The following is a 17,732-nucleotide window of genomic DNA, read 5'->3' on the forward strand; positions in this document are numbered from 1 at the left end:
GACGACTACAGCGAAGGCAGCACCTGCGCGTCCTTCAGCCGGGGGGCGCGCAGGTCCTTCGGGGACATGAGCGGCTCCGTCACCGGCCAGGGGATGGCGAGGTCCGGGTCGTCCCACGCGATGCAGCGCTCGACCTCCGGCGCGTACAGCGTGGTGCACTTGTAATGGAAGTCCGCGGTGGCGCTCGTCACGCAGAAGCCGTGCGCGAAGCCCGGCGGAATCCAGAGCTGCCGGCGGTTCTCCGCGGACAGCTCCACGCCCACCCACCGGCCGAACGTCGGCGAGCCGCGCCGCACGTCCACGGCCACGTCGAACACGCTGCCGGCGAGCACCTGCACCAGCTTCCCCTGCCCCTGCGGCTCCTGGAAGTGCAGACCGCGCAGGGTGCCCTTCGCCGAGCGTGAGTAGTTGTCCTGCACGAAGGGCCCGGGGATGCCGGCGTCCGCGTAGCGCTTCGCGTGGAACAGCTCCATGAAGAAGCCCCGGTCGTCACCGAAGACCTTGGGCTCGAGCAGCAGCAGCTCCGGAATCTCCTGGGGGATGACCTTCACGACACCGCCCCCCGGTTCTCCGCGACGGCCAGCAGGTACTCGCCGTACTCGTTCTTGCGCATCGGCTCGGCGAGCGCCACCAGCTGTTTCGCGTCGATGTAGCCCATCCGGTACGCAATCTCCTCGGGACACGACACCTTGAGGCCCTGCCGCCGCTCGATGACCTCGATGAAGTTGGAGGCCTCCATCAGCGAGCTGTGCGTGCCCGTGTCCAGCCACGCATAGCCGCGCCCCATCAGCTCCACGTCGAGCTGGCCCCGGCGCAGGTACTCGATGTTGACGTCGGTGATCTCCAGCTCGCCGCGCGGGCTCGGCTTGAGCTGCGCGGCGATGTCGAGCACCTGGTTGTCGTAGAAGTACAGCCCGGTGACGGCGTAGCTGGACTTGGGCTTCGCCGGCTTCTCCTCCAGGCTCACCGCGCGGTTCTTCGCGTCCAGCTCGACGACGCCGTAGCGCTGCGGGTCCTTCACGTAATAGCCGAACACGGTGGCGCCGGAGGACGTGCGGCGCGCGGCGTCGCGCACCAGGTTGCTGAGCCCGTGGCCGTAGAAGATGTTGTCGCCCAGGATGAGCGACACCGGGTCCTTGCCCACGAAGTCGCGGCCGATGATGAACGCCTGGGCCAGGCCCTCGGGCCGGGGCTGCTCGGCGTACTCGAAGCGCATGCCCCACTGCGAGCCATCCCCCAACAGCTCCCGGAAGCGCGGCAGGTCCTGCGGCGTGGAGATGATGAGCACGTCGCGGATGCCCGCCAGCATCAGCGTGCTGAGCGGGTAGTAGATCATCGGCTTGTCGTGCACCGGGAGCAGCTGCTTGCTGACCACGCGGGTCAGCGGATACAGCCGGGTGCCCGAGCCGCCGGCGAGGATGATGCCCTTCATGTCCACCTCTCCACGTCAGTGCCCCCGCGCGGCCTTCCACGTGGCGTGGAAGCGCGCGAGCGACTCGGCCAGCTCCAGGGGCTTCGCCTCGAGCTGGGTGCGAACCTTGTCCGTCCTCAGTCCCCCCTTCAGCGGACGGGGGCTGGGCAGCTTCAGCTCCGCCATGCGCGTGGGGACGATGAGCTTCGGGTCGAACCCGAACACCTCGCACAGCGCCCGGCCGTAGGCCACCCGGTCCACCACGGCGGCGCCGCAGGTGTTCCAGACGCCGCCGAGCTTGCGCTCTCCCAGCTCCACCAGCATGGCCGCCACGCTGTCCGCGAGGCTGGGCGAGACGACCTGGTCCTCGAAGAGCTTCGCGGGCTGGCCCTTCTCCAGATTCGTCACCAGCCACGCGCCGAAGTTGAGCCGCCCCTCCACCGGAGGCCAGCCGTACACCACCGCCGTGCGGGCGATGGCGCAGCCGGGCGCGAGCACCCGCGCCGCCTGCTCACCCATGTGCTTGGTCACCGCGTAGACGCCGCGCGGGTTGGGCACGGCGTCCTCGTCATACGGGCCCGCCTCGCCGTCGAAGACGTAGTCGGTGGACACGTGCACCAGGTGCGCCCCGGCCTTGCGAGCGCCCCGCGCGACGAACTCGGTGGCGCGCACGTTGCCCGCGTAGGCGGCCTCCGGGTCCTTCTCGCAGGCGTCCACCTCCGTCATGGAGGCGCAGTGGATGACGACCTCGGGCGCCGCGGCCTCCAGCGCCGAGGCCACCTCCGCCTCGCGCGTCAGGTCCACCGCCGCGTAGCCATACGCGCCGCCGGTGCGACGGGGACCTCGCCCCAGGCCCACCACGGTGTGGCCGCGCTGCTCCAACTGCAGACAGGCGCGGCTGCCCACCAGTCCATTCGAGCCCGTGACGAGCACGCGCATGTCACGCCCTCCCCTGGAGGCGGTGCTGGTACTGCGTCTCGAAGTACTGGCGATACGCGCCGCTCATCACGCGGCCCCACCACGCCGGGTGGTCCACGTACCAGCGCACCGTCTGGGCCAGGCCCTCCTCGAAGGTGTGCGCGGGCGTCCAGCCCAGCTCCGCGCGAATCTTCGACGGGTCGATGGCGTATCTCCGGTCATGTCCCGGCCGGTCCTTGACGTACTGGATGAGCGACTCGGGCTTGCCCACGAGGCCGAGGATGGCCTTCACGATGTCGATGTTGCGCCGCTCCGCGCCGCCGCCGATGTTGTAGACCTCGCCCGCGCGGCCCTTCTCCAGCGCGAGCAGCAGCGCCCGGCAGTGGTCCTCCACGTGGAGCCAGTCGCGCACGTTGGCGCCGTCGCCGTACACCGGCAGGGGCTTGTCGTGCAGCGCGTTGACCACCATGAGCGGGATGAGCTTCTCGGGGAACTGGTAGCGGCCGTAGTTGTTCGAGCAGCGCGTCACCACCACGTCCATCTTGAACGTGTGGTGGTAGGCGAGCGCCACCAGGTCCGAGCTCGTCTTGCTGGCCGAGTACGGGCTGGAGGGGTTGAGCGGCGAGGACTCGGTGAAGGCGCCCGTGGGGCCGAGCGAGCCGTAGACCTCGTCGGTGGACACCATGACGAAGCGCTGGATGCCGCGCGCGCGGCTGGCCTCGAGCAGCCGCTGGGTGCCCAGCACGTTGGTGGTGACGAAGACCTCGGGGCCGAGGATGGAGCGGTCCACGTGGCTCTCGGCCGCCAGGTGCAGCACGGCGTCGATGGCGTGCACGGACATCAGGTGCTCCACCAGCTCGCGGTTGCCGATGTCGCCGCGGACGAAGACGTGGCGGGGGTCGCCCTCCAGGTCGGAGAGGTTCTCCAGGTTGCCCGCGTACGTCAGCTGGTCGAGATTGAGCACCGTCCAGTCGGGTCGCTCGCGTCGCAGGTACCGCACGAGGTTGGAGCCGATGAAGCCACACCCTCCTGTCACCATTACGTTCATGTGCCGCGGGCCTCGGGTGCTCAGAGAGGGTGCCTGCGTATCGGAGAGGTTCTTGACGGTCAAGGCGCCAGGGGCCTCGGGCTTGTGTGCTCCCCCTCGCGGCGCTAAGGGAGCCTCCGCGTGAGTGAATCCAGACGCAGCCCCCCGACGACGGGTCTCCCGGCGGTCCACCAGCTCCTGCCCCGGCTCGCCTGGGGCGACGCGGTGGGCAACCAGGTGCGCTACCTCCAGGACCTGCTGCGTCGCTGGGGCCACGCGTCGGACATCTACGCCGAGGACTGGGACGACGCCTGCAAGGACCAGGTCCGCCACGCGCGCGAGTACGCGAAAGACGCCCGCCCGGACTCCCTCCTGCTGGTGCACCACAGCTTCCAGTCACGGCTGGTGCCGCTCATCGTCCGGGCGCCTGGTCGCAAGGTGCTCGTGTACCACAACGTGACGCCCGCCCGGCTGTTCGAGGGGTTCGAGCGGAAGGTGGCCGCCGCGTGCGACGCGGCCCGGGAGGAGCTGCTGGAGCTGCGGCCGCACATCGAGCGGGCGTTCGGCTACTCGCGCTTCAGCGCGGAGGAGCTGGTGGCCGCGGGCTACGGCTCCGTGGCGACGCTGCCCTTCGCCATCGACTGGAGTGCGTTCGACACGGCCCCGGACCCGGCGCTGCTCGCGGAGCTGGGTGATGGGTGCGCGAACGTCCTCTTCGTGGGACGCGCGGTGCCGAGCAAGAAGGTGGATGACGTGCTGCGCGTCTTCACCGCGTACCAGCGGCTGTACCAACCGAGGAGCCGGCTGGTGGTCGCGGGGTATCTGCATCGGGACGGGGCCTATGGTGCGTATCTGCACGGGCTCAAGGAGGTGCTTGGCGCGGAGCGGGTGCTGTTCCTGGGGCGCGTGAGTCCGGCGCAGCTCTCCGCGTGCTTCAGGACGGCGTCCGCGTACCTGTCGATGAGCCGGCACGAGGGCTTCGGTGTGCCCTTGTTGGAGGCGATGTACCGCGACGTGCCCGTGGTGGCGTATGGGGCCGCGGCGGTTCCGGAGACGATGGGTGGCGCGGGGCTGGCCACACTGACGGATGCGCCGGAAGAGGTGGCGCAGTTGCTCGCCGTGCTGGACCGAAACCCCGCCCTGCGCGCGGAGGTGCTCCAGGGACAGCGCGCCCGGCTGGCGTCGCTCTCGCAGGAGAGCGTGGCCGAGCAGGTGCGCCAGGCGTTCGAGGCGCTGCTCACGGCGCGCCCGGGCGGGCCCGCGCTGGGACACGAGAAGGCTGCTGTCGACGTGGTGTGTCCCGCGTTCACCGTGCGCCCCGAGGACGCCTCGTCGCGACTGGCGCGGCGACTGGTGGAGCGGTTGCCCGGAGCACGGGTGCTGGCGTTGCGGCCTCGGGGACAGGAGGCGTCCACCACGCTGGGGCCCGAGGACGTGGAGGGGGTGCCCGTGTGGCACTTCACGCCGGACCAGCCGGTGAGCCCGGGCCCTGATGCGCTGCCTGGGTCCTCGTCGCTGGAGACCGCGGCGCGCGTGTCCGCGGCGCCGGTGGTGCTGTTGGGAGTGGAGACGTTGGTGGCGCAGGCGCTCCTGCCGCACGTGGGAGCCAGGGCCTGTGGCACGCATGTTCCGTCGGCGCCGTCGACGGTGTTGGAGCCCGCGCGTCGTCAGTTGGGAGCGCGGCTGGTCGCCATGGAGCCTGCGCATCCGGAGCAGGCCGTGACGGCGTTGGTAGAGGCACTTTCTTCTGCCCGAGGTGGCTCGAATGCGCGCTGAGGACTTGTTGACCCGGGCGCCCTCCGCCGAGACGGTGGCGAGGGAGACCCAGAAGCTTCCGGAGCCCTCGGACGAGGCGAGGGAGTCGCTTCGCCAGGTGCTCGAGGCGTCCGCGAGGCCGGCGGTCACCACGCCCTGGCCCGCGCTGCTCACCGAGGCGCGCGGGAAGATGGACAGTCGCTACGCGGGCCCGGTGACGTCGCACCGCGGCGGCGTGACGGGGCCTGCGCTGGTGCTGGCGAAGCGCGCCTTCCGGCTCGTGTTCCAGCCGTTCATCAACGAGGCGCTGCGCAAGCAGGTGGAGTTCAACGAGTCCATCCTCGATGCGCTGGCGACGATTCACGACGTGCAGCGTGAGCACGCGCGGACCCAGGCCACCTGGCGGCAGGACGTCGAGCGGCGGCTCGCGCGCATCGAGGAGGCCGCGCGCGGAAGCGGCACGCAGGCGCAGTCCGCGTCGGCGCAAGGCAACGCGCGCGAGGTGGCTCAGGACGCGCCTTCGTTCACGTCACCGCAAGGCAGCGACGCGATGGATTCGTCTCGGACGCCGGAGCCCATCGCCAAGGGCACCGGCGCAGCCACGCCACGTCCGTCCGCCGACACTTCGCGACGTCGCCGTTCGGGTAAACGGTAGCCCTTCGCTTCCGAGGTCTTCGTGCGCATCTGCCTGGTCCGCCGAGCGCTGCCTGTCAGCCCCGCCGAGGGCATCGGCCACCATGCCCTGCCGATGAGCCGCGCGCTCGCGGCCTCGGGCCATGAGGTGCATCTGCTCACCGCACCGCATCCGGCCCTCGAACAGACACGGGCGCTGCTGCCCGGCGTCCGCATCCACACCGTACCGTCCGAGCTGACGCCGGGGTTCGCGGGGGCCTTCCCCTTCCCGCCCCTGCGTCACTCGATGGCGGTGTATCTCGCGCTGCGCGAGCTGCACGCGAGCCACCCCTTCGACGTCATCGAGTTCCCCGAGTACGAGGGAGAGGGCTACTTCTCGCTCCGCGCCCGACGCACCCTGGGCCACTTCGCTTCCGCCGTGCTCGCGATTCGGCTGCATGGCCCCACCCACGAAGCCCGTGCGCTCAATCGCGTCGCCACGATGGACATGGACGCGGCCCAGCTGGAGCACCTGGAGGACACGTCCATTCGCGAGGCGGACCTGCTGCTGTCCCCCACTCGCGCCCTGCTCGCGCAGGTGAGCACCCGGCTGAAGCTCGACACACGGGGTGTCGTGGTGCCCCCGCCGTTCGTCGCGCGAAACGACGCCTCCCCGACCCGGCGCACGCAGACGCCTCGGCCACGCGTCGTGTATGCCGGCCGGCTCGAGTATCGCGCGGGCCTCCACCTCCTCATCGAGGCCATGCAGGCGCTCTTCGAGCGAGGCGTGGACGCGGAGCTCCGCCTCATCGGAGACGACACCGAGACCGGCCCCTTCGGGCGCTCCTTGCGTGGCTGGCTGGAGCGGCAGGTCGCTCCCGCGTGGCACGAGCGCATCCACTTCGACTCCGCGCTTCCCGACGCCGAGCTGGCAGCGGCATTCGCCGCGACCACCGTGTGCTGTATCCCAGCGCCCTCGGGGCCAGTTCCGGATGCCTGTCTCGAAGCGATGTCCTCCGGCGTGCTCGTGGTCGGCGACGATGCGAGCGGACTGGCGGACCTCATCGAGGACGGCCGCAGCGGCCTGCTCTTCCGCTCTGGCGACGTGGGACAGCTGGCGGCCACGCTGGAGAAGGCACTCACCCGCCCCGAGCTTCGACAGACGGCACAGCGCGAAGCCCCGCTCCGTGTCGCCGACGTCCACGCCCCCTCGCGAGTCGTGAAGCAGTGGGAGACCGCCGTGGAGGGCGTGGCGCACGTGCGAAACCACGTGCTCCCCCGACCCGCTCGCGAGCGGTCCGACACGCCACGCGTCTCGGTGCTCCTGCCCTACTTCAACATGGGGCGATACCTGCCGGAGACGCTGCGCTCCATCCGCGCGCAGACCTTCACGGATTACGAAATCCTCCTCGTGGACGACGGCTCCACCGACCCGGAGAGCATCGAGCTGCTCGACAGGGTCCAGGCCCCCGACCTGCGCATCATCCGCAAGCAGAACGGAGGACTGAGCTCCGCCCGCAACGCGGGTTTGAAGGCCGCCCGAGGGCACTACATCCTGCCGTTGGACCCGGACGACCTCATCGCCCCGACCTTCCTGGAGAAGTGCCTCACGGTGCTGGAGGGCACGCCGGGGCTCGGCTACGTGACGTCCCTGGTGACCTACTTCGTCGAGGACGCCACCCACGTGACGGGGGGCTGGGCTCCGTGGGGCGTCGAGCGTGACGCGCTCTGGGTCGCCAACGTGGCCTCCACCTGCACCGCGCTGATGCGGCGCAGTCACCTGGAAGAGGTCGGCGGGTACGACGAGTGGCTCACCGGCTTCGAGGACTGGGATGTCTTCTGCTCCCTCGCGGAGCGGGGACTCGGCGGCTCCGTCATCCCGGAGCCCCTGTTCCAGTACCGGCTGAGACAGGACTCGATGACGCGGACGTCGATGGTGGCAGACCGCCCTCCACTGATGGCCTACCTGCGTCAGAAGCACCCACGCCTCGCGCTCCACCCCGAGCGCTCGCTGTGCATCCTCCAGGGCGAGGCCCTCAAACTGGAGTCATTGGCGCTCGCGAGGGCCGCGGAAGCAGCCCCCCATCCCCTGCTCGACAAGGTGGTCGACCGGGTGAACGGGACGCTGAAGCGCCTCGACTTCGTCCACCACGCGCTGCGCGGCGTCGCGACACGCGTGGTGGGGACGGAGGACACCTCGCGCCCGCTGCGTCAGCAGCTCGTGGACCGCCTGCGCGGTCGGCGCTGAAGGACGCCCGGAGGACACCGTGACGTGTCCTCTCCGGGCGCCGCCGGTTCAGCGACGGCTGAGCCCCCACTGGCTGGTGGTGCGAACCACCTGCTTCATGCGGGGATGCACGGCCGGCATCCGCTTGAGGGTTCGGTTGAGCAGGTCCACCAGCGAATAACGGATGGGCCGGACCTCCTCGCCCTCCGGCGTCAATCCGGCCGCGGCGACCTTGAGCATCCGGTGCACCACGGGCACGCGCTTCAATGCCCGGTTGACCTTGTCCACCACGTCGTAGCGCAGGGGCGCCTCGCTCGCCGCCGCCGTCGACACCGCCTCGGTGGTCGCCGCGTGGAGCGCGTGCTCCGGCTGGGCCAGCAACAGGAACATGGCCAGCTGCGTACCCGCGGGCAGCGGCCGGGGAAGGCCCTGGTGGAGCTGGTACAGGAGCTCCAGGTGCCGGTGCCGGTTGACCCCGGTAATCATCGAGCCCTTGCGCCGCCGGTAGTGGAAGTGCAGCGCGTTGGTGACCAGGAACCGGCTGCCGGAGTGGGCCAGCCGCAGGTAGAGGTCCCAGTCCTCGTAGCTCGTCAGCTGCTCGTTGTAGCGGATCCGCTCGAACACCGAGCGGCGCATCAGCGACGTGGCGCACGCCAACCGGTTGGCGACCATTCCAAGGGATGGGCAGTCACCGATGAAGAGCGCGTAGTCGATGAAGCGGCGCTGGGCCCGCGCTTCGTCGGAGTCGAAGTAGCCCGTGGACGGCACCACCACGTCGAACTCGCGGTGACGCTCGAGCGCCTCCACCGCCATGCGGATGAAGGTGGGGCTGATGCAGTCATCCGCGTCCAACGGCAGGATGTAGTCGCCCGTCGCGGCGCGCAGGCCGATGTTGCGCGAGGCCGGCAGCCCTCGATTGACCGGGTTGCGGATGAGCTTCACCCCGCTGTCACCGGCGCGGATGGCCTCCTCGATGTGCGCCAGCACCTCGTGGTCGAACGCCCCCGTGGAGGCGTCATCGACGATGATGACCTCGATCTCCGGATGGTCGCTGTCCGCGATGCTCTCGAGCGTCTCCGGGAGGAAGCGCCCCAGGTTGTGGTTGGTGATGAGCACGCTGACGCGAGGCCGCCGCTCGTCGGGCGGGTTCCCGGGCCGCTCGGGCTTCGGCTGGGGCCGCTCCCAGTACGGCGCGTCCGCCGTCCACTCCACCGGATGGAGCGCACCGGAGCGCCACGCGCGCTCCATGGCATCCACCAGCCCCTCCACCGAGCCATCGAAGGTGTGGCAGTTGACGCCGTCCACGAAGGGGCTGCCCGGGGCGAAGGCCACGCACGCCGCGTTGAGCACCAACGTGGCGCCCGCGCTGGCGGCCTCGTACGCGGTGAGGTTGAGGGACTCGTAGGCGGACGGGATGACGACGATGCCCTGTCGCATCAGCGCGTCCCGGTCCTTGCTGGGACCGGTGAAGACGAACCGCGGACGCAGGTCCTCCGGAATCAGCGCCTGGACCTGGGCCAGGTACGCCGCGCTCGCGACGTGGCAGGCCAGCACCGCCTTGCCGCGGTACTCGGAGCAGCGGCGCATGAAGGCGGCGGCTCCGCGCACGAAGACGTCCGCGCGCTTGATGCTCTGCACCTTGGTCACGAACAGCAGGTCCGGCTCACCCTCGCCTCGCAGCGGCACCAGCTCCCGCTTCGGCGCGACGGGCGGAAACTCCCGGATGACCTTGTCCAGCCAGCCACGCGCGAAGCCGTAGTGTGAGCAGTTGAGCTCGGCGACGCCGGGGATGTGCGCGACGATGAGGTCCGCGTCCAGCAGCGCCTTGCGCTCCAGCTCGTACTGGCCCAGGTGCTCGCGCCCCGGCAGCTGACGCTCGAAGGGCGCCAGCATCCCGGCCGTCGAGTGCAGCCGCACCACCATCCGCGCGCCCACGAGGCCACAGCCGAGCAGCTTCTCCTGGATGGCGCAGAAGCCCCAGCCCCGGTAGTCCGGGAACTCGATGACCTCGAAGTCGACGCCCTCGGACTCCAGCCGGCGCAGCTCGAGCAGCAGCTCCATCGACTGGGCATGACTGGAGGTGTCGGTGAAGGCCCCCGGAGGCGGATAGACGCCGCCCTCGTCGATGCTCGTCTCCCAGTCGGCGCGCGGCGCGGCGCGGTGCGCTCGCACGCGGCCCTGGAAGTGCTCCTCCACCTCGCGTGGGTCCAACGTCGCGTTCGACGGGAAGAGCAGGTGCAGCTCGATGTCCGCGTCGCGCTGGAGCGAGTCCTCGACCAGGTTGTGGAGGACCCGTCCGATGCCTCCCGCGGTGAAGGGATAGAGCTCGTCGGTGACGAGACAGACACGACGCGGGCTCATGACTGAACGAACTCCCCCAGGACGTCGACGGCCTCCGCCGTCAGGGCGCGCGCGTAGTCCGCCATCATCTGCGCCAGCTCCTCGGGCGCACGCTCGCGCAGCGACACCACCTGCTCGATGGCCGCGGTGACGGCCTCCACCGAGTCCACGCCGGCGATCTGCGAGAGCCGCTGATAGGGATGCGCGTCCAGCGCCCCCAGGCTCAGCGTGCCATGGACACACGGGATGCCCAGCGAGAGCGCCTCCAGCGCCGTCATCGGCTGGCACTCCGACAGCGAGGCGTTCAGGACGATGTCGCACCGGCGCACCAGCTCGAACAGCTCCGTGCGGCTGGGGCGCGCGACGTGGTGGATGCGGCGGCGGGCCTTGAGCGCCTCGGGCAGCTTGTAGCTCGCGGTGACGTAGACGTCGTCGATGCGCGTGGAGGCCTGGCAGGCGAAGAGGTTGGTGAAGAAGTTCTTGCGCCAGTCATTGGGCGTGGGGATGAGCGCGGCGCGCGTCATCCGCCGCGTCGGCGAGGTGCGCTCGGCGTCCGACACGCGCGGCGGCAGGTTGATGACCGTCTTGGGGAAGATGTCCGAGGACAGCAGGTGCATGCCCGGCTTGACGGTGGCCACCTCGTCGATGACGCCGCGCCGCTTCAGGTCCACGAGCTGCGCGAAGTAGTCGAGCTCCAGCGAGTAGTGGAACTGCGCCGACGAGCCGTGCCACAGCGAGAGGATGCGCACCGACGAGCCCATCGTCCGGCGCAGCAGCACCATGAAGTCGCGGGCGTTGGGCGAGTACGAGTGGACGATGACCGTGTCACAGCCGCTGCGCTGCACGAGCTCCAGGGCCGCGCGCAGCTCCCGCTCATCCAGCGTGCGCTCGCAGGCGATGGCCAGCTTCTGACCCGGCATGTAGCCGGCGGCGGCGCGGATGCCATGCCATTCCTGGTGGAAGACATGCATCAGCTTCCCGAAGCGGGGCATGATGGCCGCCCAACGCGTGTCCAGCGGCGCGTTGTGGAGGAAGCCCGGGATGCCCGCGGGCGGGGTGTACGCCGTGGGCGCGTCCGGGAACGCGACGCGCGAGGCCCGCAGGCGCGCCAGGTCGTCGGACAGCGCCTGGAGCCGCTGGCGGCGCGCGAAGCGCTCGGTCTCCGCCGCCAGCCGCGCGGTGAGCTCCTCCACCTTCGCCTCGGCGCTCGTGGCCGCGGCCCCCGACAGGGACTTGCTGGCCCGCTCCGCCCACGCCAGGAACTGGGGCATGGCGCGCTCGCGCAGCGCCTCCAGCGTCACCGGCCGCGACTCGTCCCGCGGCGACTCCAGCCCCGTGAGCTGGAAGTAGCGGCGGCCCTCGTCACCGTGGCGCTTGAGGACATAGACGTCCTGGCCGTCCACCAGACCGGGCCCGTGGTGCAGATCCCACCCCTGCGGCAGCAGGTCCGCGAAGGCGTGAAGCCAGCCGCCCGGGTGCTGCGAGGCGTCCCACACGCTCGTGGGCACCAGCGGGTTCTCCACCAGCACCAGCACGCCATCCGGCGACAGCAGCCGCCCCAGGCGTTCCAGCAGGCTGGAGATGCGGTCCCCCGGCGTGTGCAGCAGCGTGGCGACACTGAAGACCACGTCGAAGCGGCGCTCGCCCACCGCGGTGAGCGGGTCCTCGCCGAAGAAGATGCGCTCCTTCGCCAGGTGCGGCGCCTCGCGACGCAGCGGCTCCGTCATGGACTCGGAGGCGTCATACCCGTGGTACTGGACGTGCGAGAGCCGGGTGACATAGGCGGCGTGACGACCGAAGCCACAGCCGAGCTCCAGCACGGACAGTGCACGGTCCAGGCGCTTCTGCTCCGCGCGGATGAGCGTGCTCAGCACCCGCTCCTGCTGACCGTAAATCCTGGCGCCCTGCGCGTCGGCGTTCCCCGCCTCCCACTGCGCGCGGCCGGCGGCCGGCGTCCACAATGGAAGCCCCTTGCTCATTTGCGTCGAGTCCCCGCTGGGGCGCTCGCTCTTGATGTCTTTGTACATAGGCCGTTGAGAATTGACGCCGCCTACATGGACCGAGGGTCCGTTTCCAGCGAAGTTCGGTAAGTCCTGCAACCATTCCCATGACTGGCGGCGCTCAGGCAAGGGACGTGCTGGCAGTGAAGGGTAAAAGCCACGAGGTGCGCCCAGTCGCACGGGCACCTGTCTTATCCGACGCATCCGACGCCCGCCTGGCCCACATCCGAGCGAGCGGGCCGGGCGAGTGCCTCACTTGACGGCGGCGCGAGCGCTCCCGACGTCTGGCGTCAGCAGGTATTCAAGCAGCAGGTCCACCTGCTCCTCCCAGCTCGTGCGGCGAACACGCTCCGCCGCGCGCGCACCGATTCGCGCGCGCAGCGAGGCATCCGTCACGGCCGCGCGCAGCCGCGCGAGCACGCAGCTCACCGTCGGCGCGGACAGCAGACAGTTCTCCCCGTCCTCCAGCAACCAGTGGTTCGCGGGATTGTCATTGGTCACCACCGTCACGCCACACGCCATCATCTCCAGGGGCAGGTAGGACGGGTGGCGGGTGAACATGAAGCACAGACCCACGTCGCATTCCCGGTAGAGCGCCGCCGTGCGCTCCGCGGGCAACACGCCCAGGTTCGTCACCAGCCCGCGGACGCCGTAGGACTCCGGATGCCACTCGGCGCCCGCCGTGACGATGTCCACCGCCGGGCCCAGCTCCCGCTTGAGCCGCGCCAGCGCCGCCAGGCCCAGCTCGAAGCCGTTGCGCTCGTTGCCGGGCCGTCCGTAGAAGAACACCCGCACCGGGCCCTTGCGCGCCGGACGCCGGTCATGGAAGAGCGCCGAGTCCACGGCGGGCTCGAAGGCGAAGCCGTCCATGCCATGCAGCGCCTTCACCGTGTCGCGCAGGCCCGGCGTGTTGAAGATGCCCTGGAGCCCCAGCTGATAGGTCTGCTCCGCGAGCGCGGACTGGGTGCCGGCCGCGAAGAACATCGGCTCGTAGTCCTGCACGAAGTACGCGCGCACCGCCGCGCGCGGGTGGCGCAGCACCTGGTACGCGGACGTCCAGTACGTGGCGATGGCCAGGTCGCACTCGGGCAGCTCCGACAGCGCGGACGCCCCCGCCAGCACGCGGAAGGCCCCCGCCGCGCCGGGGAACACGGTGGCCGCCCTGGCCTCGAAGTCCCCGGGGCTCGCGCCCGGCTTGTCGTAGACGACGAAGTCGCTCTGCACGCCGTGACGCCGCTGCATCAGGTCCGCGAAGCGGAACAGCGTGTGGATGCCCGCGTAGACGTGGCCGAACGCGGGGATGAACCAGGTGGCCGTGCGCACCTTCCCCCGCGCGCGCAGGGCCGAGAGGGCCGCTCCCGACGACTCGCGGGACGCCGCCGCCTGCTCGGGCGTGAAGTCCAGCTCGCCCAGGTGCTCCACCAGATGGCGCTGCGCCCGCGCCCGCGCCTCCATGGCCGGGTCCTGCGCGCTGGGCACGTCGTGCGTCAGCGTGCGCAGGGCCAGCGTCTCGCCCGTCTCCGGGTGACGTCGGAGCGAGCAGTCCGTGCCCAGCAGCGAGAGGTTCGGGTTGTAGAACGGGTCTCCGCGCTCCCCCAGCCAGGGCCGGTAGGACACGTAGGACCACCAGTAGTCGGACTCCGGCACGGCGTCCGCGCGGCGGCTGGCGGACTCGTGGTGGATGAGGCGCGCGTGCGGCGTGTACACCACGCGCAGGCCGCGCTGGTTGAGCCGCAGGCCGATGTCCACGTCGCTGCCGCAGACCTGGAAGCGCTCGTCGAAGCCGCCCAGGCCCTCGAAGACGTCGCGCCGGAAGATGACGCACGCGCTGGTGACGGACAGCCAGTTGCGCGTCCACTCGGTGTGGCCGAACGGCGTGGAGATGGGGCCGTCCGGCAGCCGCCAGAACGGGTGGCCCGCCATGCCGGTGATTCCCACCACCGCGCCCGCGTGCTGCACCGTGCCCTCGGGGAAGAGCAGCTTACAGCCCACCGCGCCCACCTCGGGCCGCTGCGCCTGCGACACCAGCTCCGTCAGCCAGCCCGGGTCCACCACCTCCATGTCGTTGTTGAGGAAGAGCAGCAGCTCGCCCGTGGCCTGCTTCGCCGCCCAGTTGTTGATGGCCGGGTAGTTGAAGGGGAAGTCCCAGGTGAGCTTCACCAGCCGGGGGTCCGTCAGCCGCTCCAGGAGCGCGAAGGTCTCCGGCTTCGTGCTGTTGTTGGAGACCAGCAGCACCTCGAAGTGCGGATACGTCGTGCGCGAGAGCAGCCCCGGTACCAGCAGCTCCAGCAGGTCCGGCCGGTCCTTGAACGGGACGATGATGGACACCTTCGGCGTGCCCTTCACCGGATAGCGCACCCGGTACTGCGTGGGCGCGGGGCTGGACACCTCGGCCGCCTCGCCCTTGCGCGCCAGGTGCTCGCGCAGCGCGCGCTCGCCCGCGTCCGTCGCCTTCGAAAGCCCCGCCGCCTGGCTGGAGAACGACGCCGGGTTGGCGCGCCAGTGGTACAAGAGCTGGGGCACATGGCCGATGCCGCGCGCCGCCTCGCTCAGCCGCAGCATCAGGTCGAAGTCCTGCGAGCCGTCGAAGCCCTCGCGCACGCCCCCCACCGCCTCGAGCAACCGCCGCCGCGCGAAGAGGAAGTGGCAGACGTAGTTCACCGAGCGCAGCAGGTCCGGAGACCAGTCCGGCTTGAAGAACGGCGCCGTGCGCCGGCCCTCGGAGTCCAGCCGGTCCTCGTCGCTGTAGAGGACCTCGAGCGAGGGCTCCGCCTCCGCCGCGAGCACCATCCGCGCCAGCGCGTGCGGCGCCAGCGTGTCGTCGTGGTCCAGGAAGCCCACCCAGTCGCCCGTCGCCACCGCCAGGCCCGCGTTCGTCGCCCGAGCGATGCCGCCGTTTTGCTCCAACGTCACCACGCGGATGCGCGCGTCCCCCGCCGCCGCCTCGCGCAGCATCCCCGCCACGTGCGGCGCGGTGCTGGCGTCGTCGACGAGCACCCACTCCCACTCCGTGTAGAGCTGCGCCCGCACGCTGTCCGCGCACTCGCGGAAGAAGGACTCGGGCGTGTTGTAGACGGGCGTGACGAGCGTCACCCGGGGCCGCGAGGACAGCGTCCCGAGCGCCTCGCGCGCAGCCTCCAGGTCCGCCGGCTCCCGGCTCGCGCACCAGCCCTCGTAGTCACCCAGCTCCGGGGGACGAGGCGCGGGGGTGCGCGTGCCCAGCACACCCGCCAGCGCCAGCACCGCCTGCTCGTTGAAGCGCGTCTGCCGACGCAACAGCTCCGTCCACAAGGGCGCCCCCGCGCGCAGCGGGCGCGGCAGGGCCTCGGGCCGCAGCGGGTCGTTGTGCTCGACGAGCCCCGCCACCCACCGGGCGCCCGTGGCCTCGTCGGGCGGCGTGGGGCTGGCCGCCGCGACGACGGCCTCCACCATGGCCGCGTTCCAGGCCGACTGTCCCTTGAGCAGCCCCTCCAGCACGGGCCCCGCCGCGGACAGGTACGAGCGCTTGGCGGCCTCCACCACCGAGCCCAGCGCGCCGCCCCGGTGGGAGCGCGCCACCCGCCAGCGCGTCGGGTCCGCCTTGGGCGCCAGCTGTGCGCGAGCCCAGGCCGACACGTCCTCGCGCAGGCCCAGCGCGCGGTGCACCGTGAGGTACTCCAGCACGCGCACCACGGCCTTGTTGAAGTCGGCCTGGGGACGCAGTGACTCGACGTGGAACGGGTGCAGGCCCTCGATGAAGGCGCGCTTGGTCGCCGTCACCACGCGGCCCAGCGTGGCGCGGTGCGAGTCCGGCACCGCGAACTCGTGCGGCACCGCCAGCCGCGAGGCCTCCTGCAGCGGGGACAGCGCGTGCGCCCCCTCCGGCCGGGCCCGGTAGAGCTGCTCGGTGAGCAGCCGCAGCGCGCCCTCCAGCGCCGTCACGTCCTCGCAGGCCCCGGGCAGACACGGGCGGCGCGCATCCAACAGCGAGCGCACCACGGCCACCATCCGCGCCAGCTCCCCGGCGCCCGGCGCCGCGTCGGGCGCCTGTGAATCACCGGCGAGCTTCTCCAGCACTGTCTTCACCGCCGTACCGCCTCTCTCGTTCGCGTGCCGGCCGCACGGATACGCCCCCTGACGACTCCCGCCAACCCGAATGACTCAGGGACGGCCGCCACCCGCGAGCGCGGGGGAGATCTGCACCGCGACGGGCTCCACCACCCAGTGGTGGGCCGGACGGAACACCCCGCGCTCGGCCACCGAGGAGCTCACCTCGAAGGTGCAGCGCTCGCGGGACACCCCTTGCGCCGTGCGTGCCGACACCACACACACGTACGTGCCCGCCAAGAGGCCCAGCCGCTCCAGCACGAAGCGCATCCGCCCCGAGGACGGCAGCTCCTTCGGCAGCGGCACCGACTCCACGCGCGTGCTCGTCTCGTAGAGCGCCCGGCCCTCCGGGGACTGGAGCGACACCTCGAACTCCAGGTCCGCGCACGGGCCCTGGACGGAGAAGTCCACGCAGACCTCCACCGCCACCTCGGGGGACAGCCGCGCCACCTCCGCGCCGCCCGGCGACGTCAGCCGCAGGCCGGACAGGCGCACGGGGCCGTCCTCGACGGGCACGTTGACCTGGGGCAGCGCGCCGCCGTCCTCCGTCAGCGCCGGCGGCGTGAAGGTGGCGGACTGCGCCTCCGCCAGGGCGATGGCCTGCTTGTACTCGGCCACGACGTCCGAGGGGCGGCCCACGCGGCGGATGTAGCCACCGTCGATCCACGCGACCTCGTCACACCACTTCTCCACCGTGCCCAGGTCGTGCGTCACCAGGACGATGGTCTTCCCGCGCTTCTTGAACTCCGTCATCTTCGCGAGGCTCTTCTTGCTGAAGTGCTCGTCGCCCACCGCGAGAATCTCGTCGACGATGAGGATGTCCGGGTCCACGTGCGTGGCCACCGCGAACGCCAGGCGCATGTACATGCCGCTGGAGTACGTGCGCACCGGCTCGTCGATGAACTCGCCCAGCTCGCTGAAGGCGATGATGTCATCCATCCGCTCGCGCACCTCCGTGCGCGACATGCCGAGGATGATGCCGTTGATGAGGATGTTCTCCCGGCCGGAGAAGTCCGGGTGGAAGCCCGCCCCCAGGTCCAGGAGCGCGGAGATGCGGCCGTTGATCTCCATCACCCCCGAGGTGGGCGTGTAGATGCCGGTGATGAGCTTGAGCAGCGTGCTCTTGCCGGAGCCGTTGCGGCCGATGATGGCCACCGTCTTGCCGCGGGGGATGCGCAGGTTGATGCCGCGCAGGGCGGTGATGAGCCCCCCCTCCTTCGGCTTGTTCCTGCCGCGCAACCAGCGCAGCAGCTCGGACTTGAAGGTCGTGTACTCACCCCGGATGGTCCTCTTCCGGAAGCTCTTCACGACATCGCGCAGCACTATGGCGTCGAGGGGTTCCTGCATGGCGACGGC

11 protein-coding genes are annotated in these 17,732 nt (G+C 70.8%); 3 read left to right on the forward strand and 8 right to left on the reverse strand.

Annotated elements, in window-relative coordinates; all coding sequences use genetic code 11:
• Nucleotides 1-5 precede the first annotated feature (5 nt).
• The 4 genes from rfbC to rfbB are packed head-to-tail and all read right to left on the reverse strand — an operon-like array spanning nucleotide 6 to nucleotide 3,377.
• A complete protein-coding gene (gene rfbC / locus AC6JA9_RS27395; RefSeq protein WP_267700379.1) occupies nucleotides 6-551 on the reverse strand; it encodes a dTDP-4-dehydrorhamnose 3,5-epimerase in 546 nt (181 codons plus the stop codon).
• Nucleotides 548-1,432 (reverse strand): glucose-1-phosphate thymidylyltransferase RfbA, encoded by an 885-nt coding sequence (gene rfbA, locus AC6JA9_RS27400; protein ID WP_223752191.1) that lies wholly within the window; start codon nucleotides 1,430-1,432, stop codon nucleotides 548-550. Before rfbA ends, rfbC begins: the two co-directional genes overlap by 4 nt.
• A gap of 15 nt (nucleotides 1,433-1,447) precedes the next feature.
• Nucleotides 1,448-2,350, reverse strand: a complete 903-nt coding sequence (locus AC6JA9_RS27405) for an SDR family oxidoreductase (RefSeq protein WP_223785378.1) — start codon at nucleotides 2,348-2,350, stop codon at nucleotides 1,448-1,450.
• A gap of 1 nt (nucleotide 2,351) precedes the next feature.
• Complete coding sequence (gene rfbB, locus AC6JA9_RS27410; protein WP_046714716.1) at nucleotides 2,352-3,377, reverse strand: dTDP-glucose 4,6-dehydratase; 1,026 nt, start codon at nucleotides 3,375-3,377, stop codon at nucleotides 2,352-2,354.
• Nucleotides 3,378-3,497: 120 nt separating this feature from the next.
• On the opposite strand from rfbB, the gene AC6JA9_RS27415 reads away from it, so the two are divergent.
• The 3 genes from AC6JA9_RS27415 to AC6JA9_RS27425 are packed head-to-tail and all read left to right on the forward strand — an operon-like array spanning nucleotide 3,498 to nucleotide 7,971.
• Nucleotides 3,498-5,132, forward strand: coding sequence for a glycosyltransferase (locus tag AC6JA9_RS27415; protein WP_497958077.1), 1,635 nt, complete (start codon nucleotides 3,498-3,500; stop codon nucleotides 5,130-5,132).
• A complete protein-coding gene (locus AC6JA9_RS27420; RefSeq protein WP_497958078.1) occupies nucleotides 5,122-5,766 on the forward strand; it encodes a hypothetical protein in 645 nt (214 codons plus the stop codon). Before AC6JA9_RS27415 ends, AC6JA9_RS27420 begins: the two co-directional genes overlap by 11 nt.
• A gap of 21 nt (nucleotides 5,767-5,787) precedes the next feature.
• Nucleotides 5,788-7,971: a glycosyltransferase gene (locus tag AC6JA9_RS27425; RefSeq protein ID WP_497958079.1), complete on the forward strand. Its 2,184-nt coding sequence runs from the start codon at nucleotides 5,788-5,790 to the stop codon at nucleotides 7,969-7,971.
• Between the two features lie 48 nt (nucleotides 7,972-8,019).
• Here the strand turns inward: AC6JA9_RS27425 and AC6JA9_RS27430 are convergent, their stop codons facing one another.
• The 4 genes from AC6JA9_RS27430 to AC6JA9_RS27445 all read right to left on the reverse strand — a co-directional run bounded on the left by AC6JA9_RS27430 (nucleotide 8,020) and on the right by AC6JA9_RS27445 (nucleotide 17,723).
• Nucleotides 8,020-10,311, reverse strand: a complete 2,292-nt coding sequence (locus AC6JA9_RS27430) for a glycosyltransferase (protein WP_497958080.1) — start codon at nucleotides 10,309-10,311, stop codon at nucleotides 8,020-8,022.
• Nucleotides 10,308-12,269, reverse strand: a complete 1,962-nt coding sequence (locus AC6JA9_RS27435; RefSeq protein WP_497958081.1) for a class I SAM-dependent methyltransferase — start codon at nucleotides 12,267-12,269, stop codon at nucleotides 10,308-10,310. Before AC6JA9_RS27435 ends, AC6JA9_RS27430 begins: the two co-directional genes overlap by 4 nt.
• A 273-nt stretch (nucleotides 12,270-12,542) precedes the next feature.
• A complete protein-coding gene (locus AC6JA9_RS27440) occupies nucleotides 12,543-16,355 on the reverse strand; it encodes a rhamnosyltransferase WsaF family glycosyltransferase (protein ID WP_497958082.1) in 3,813 nt (1,270 codons plus the stop codon).
• Nucleotides 16,356-16,430: 75 nt separating this feature from the next.
• Nucleotides 16,431-17,723, reverse strand: coding sequence for an ABC transporter ATP-binding protein (locus tag AC6JA9_RS27445; RefSeq protein WP_497958083.1), 1,293 nt, complete (start codon nucleotides 17,721-17,723; stop codon nucleotides 16,431-16,433).
• Between the last annotated feature and the right edge of the window lie 9 nt (nucleotides 17,724-17,732).

The sequence above is a fragment of the Myxococcus sp. MH1 genome (assembly GCF_059738865.1).

Bases quoted from the DNA above. Each gene is read 5' to 3' on its own strand.
- rfbA (WP_223752191.1), bottom strand. From the start codon at position 1,432: ATGAAGGGCATCATCCTCGCCGGCGGCTCGGGCACCCGGCTGTATCCG.
- AC6JA9_RS27405 (WP_223785378.1), bottom strand. From the start codon at position 2,350: ATGCGCGTGCTCGTCACGGGCTCGAATGGACTGGTGGGCAGCCGCGCC.
- rfbB (WP_046714716.1), bottom strand. From the start codon at position 3,377: ATGAACGTAATGGTGACAGGAGGGTGTGGCTTCATCGGCTCCAACCTC.
- AC6JA9_RS27420 (WP_497958078.1), top strand. From the start codon at position 5,122: ATGCGCGCTGAGGACTTGTTGACCCGGGCGCCCTCCGCCGAGACGGTG.
- AC6JA9_RS27430 (WP_497958080.1), bottom strand. From the start codon at position 10,311: ATGAGCCCGCGTCGTGTCTGTCTCGTCACCGACGAGCTCTATCCCTTC.
- AC6JA9_RS27435 (WP_497958081.1), bottom strand. From the start codon at position 12,269: ATGAGCAAGGGGCTTCCATTGTGGACGCCGGCCGCCGGCCGCGCGCAG.
- AC6JA9_RS27445 (WP_497958083.1), bottom strand. From the start codon at position 17,723: ATGCAGGAACCCCTCGACGCCATAGTGCTGCGCGATGTCGTGAAGAGC.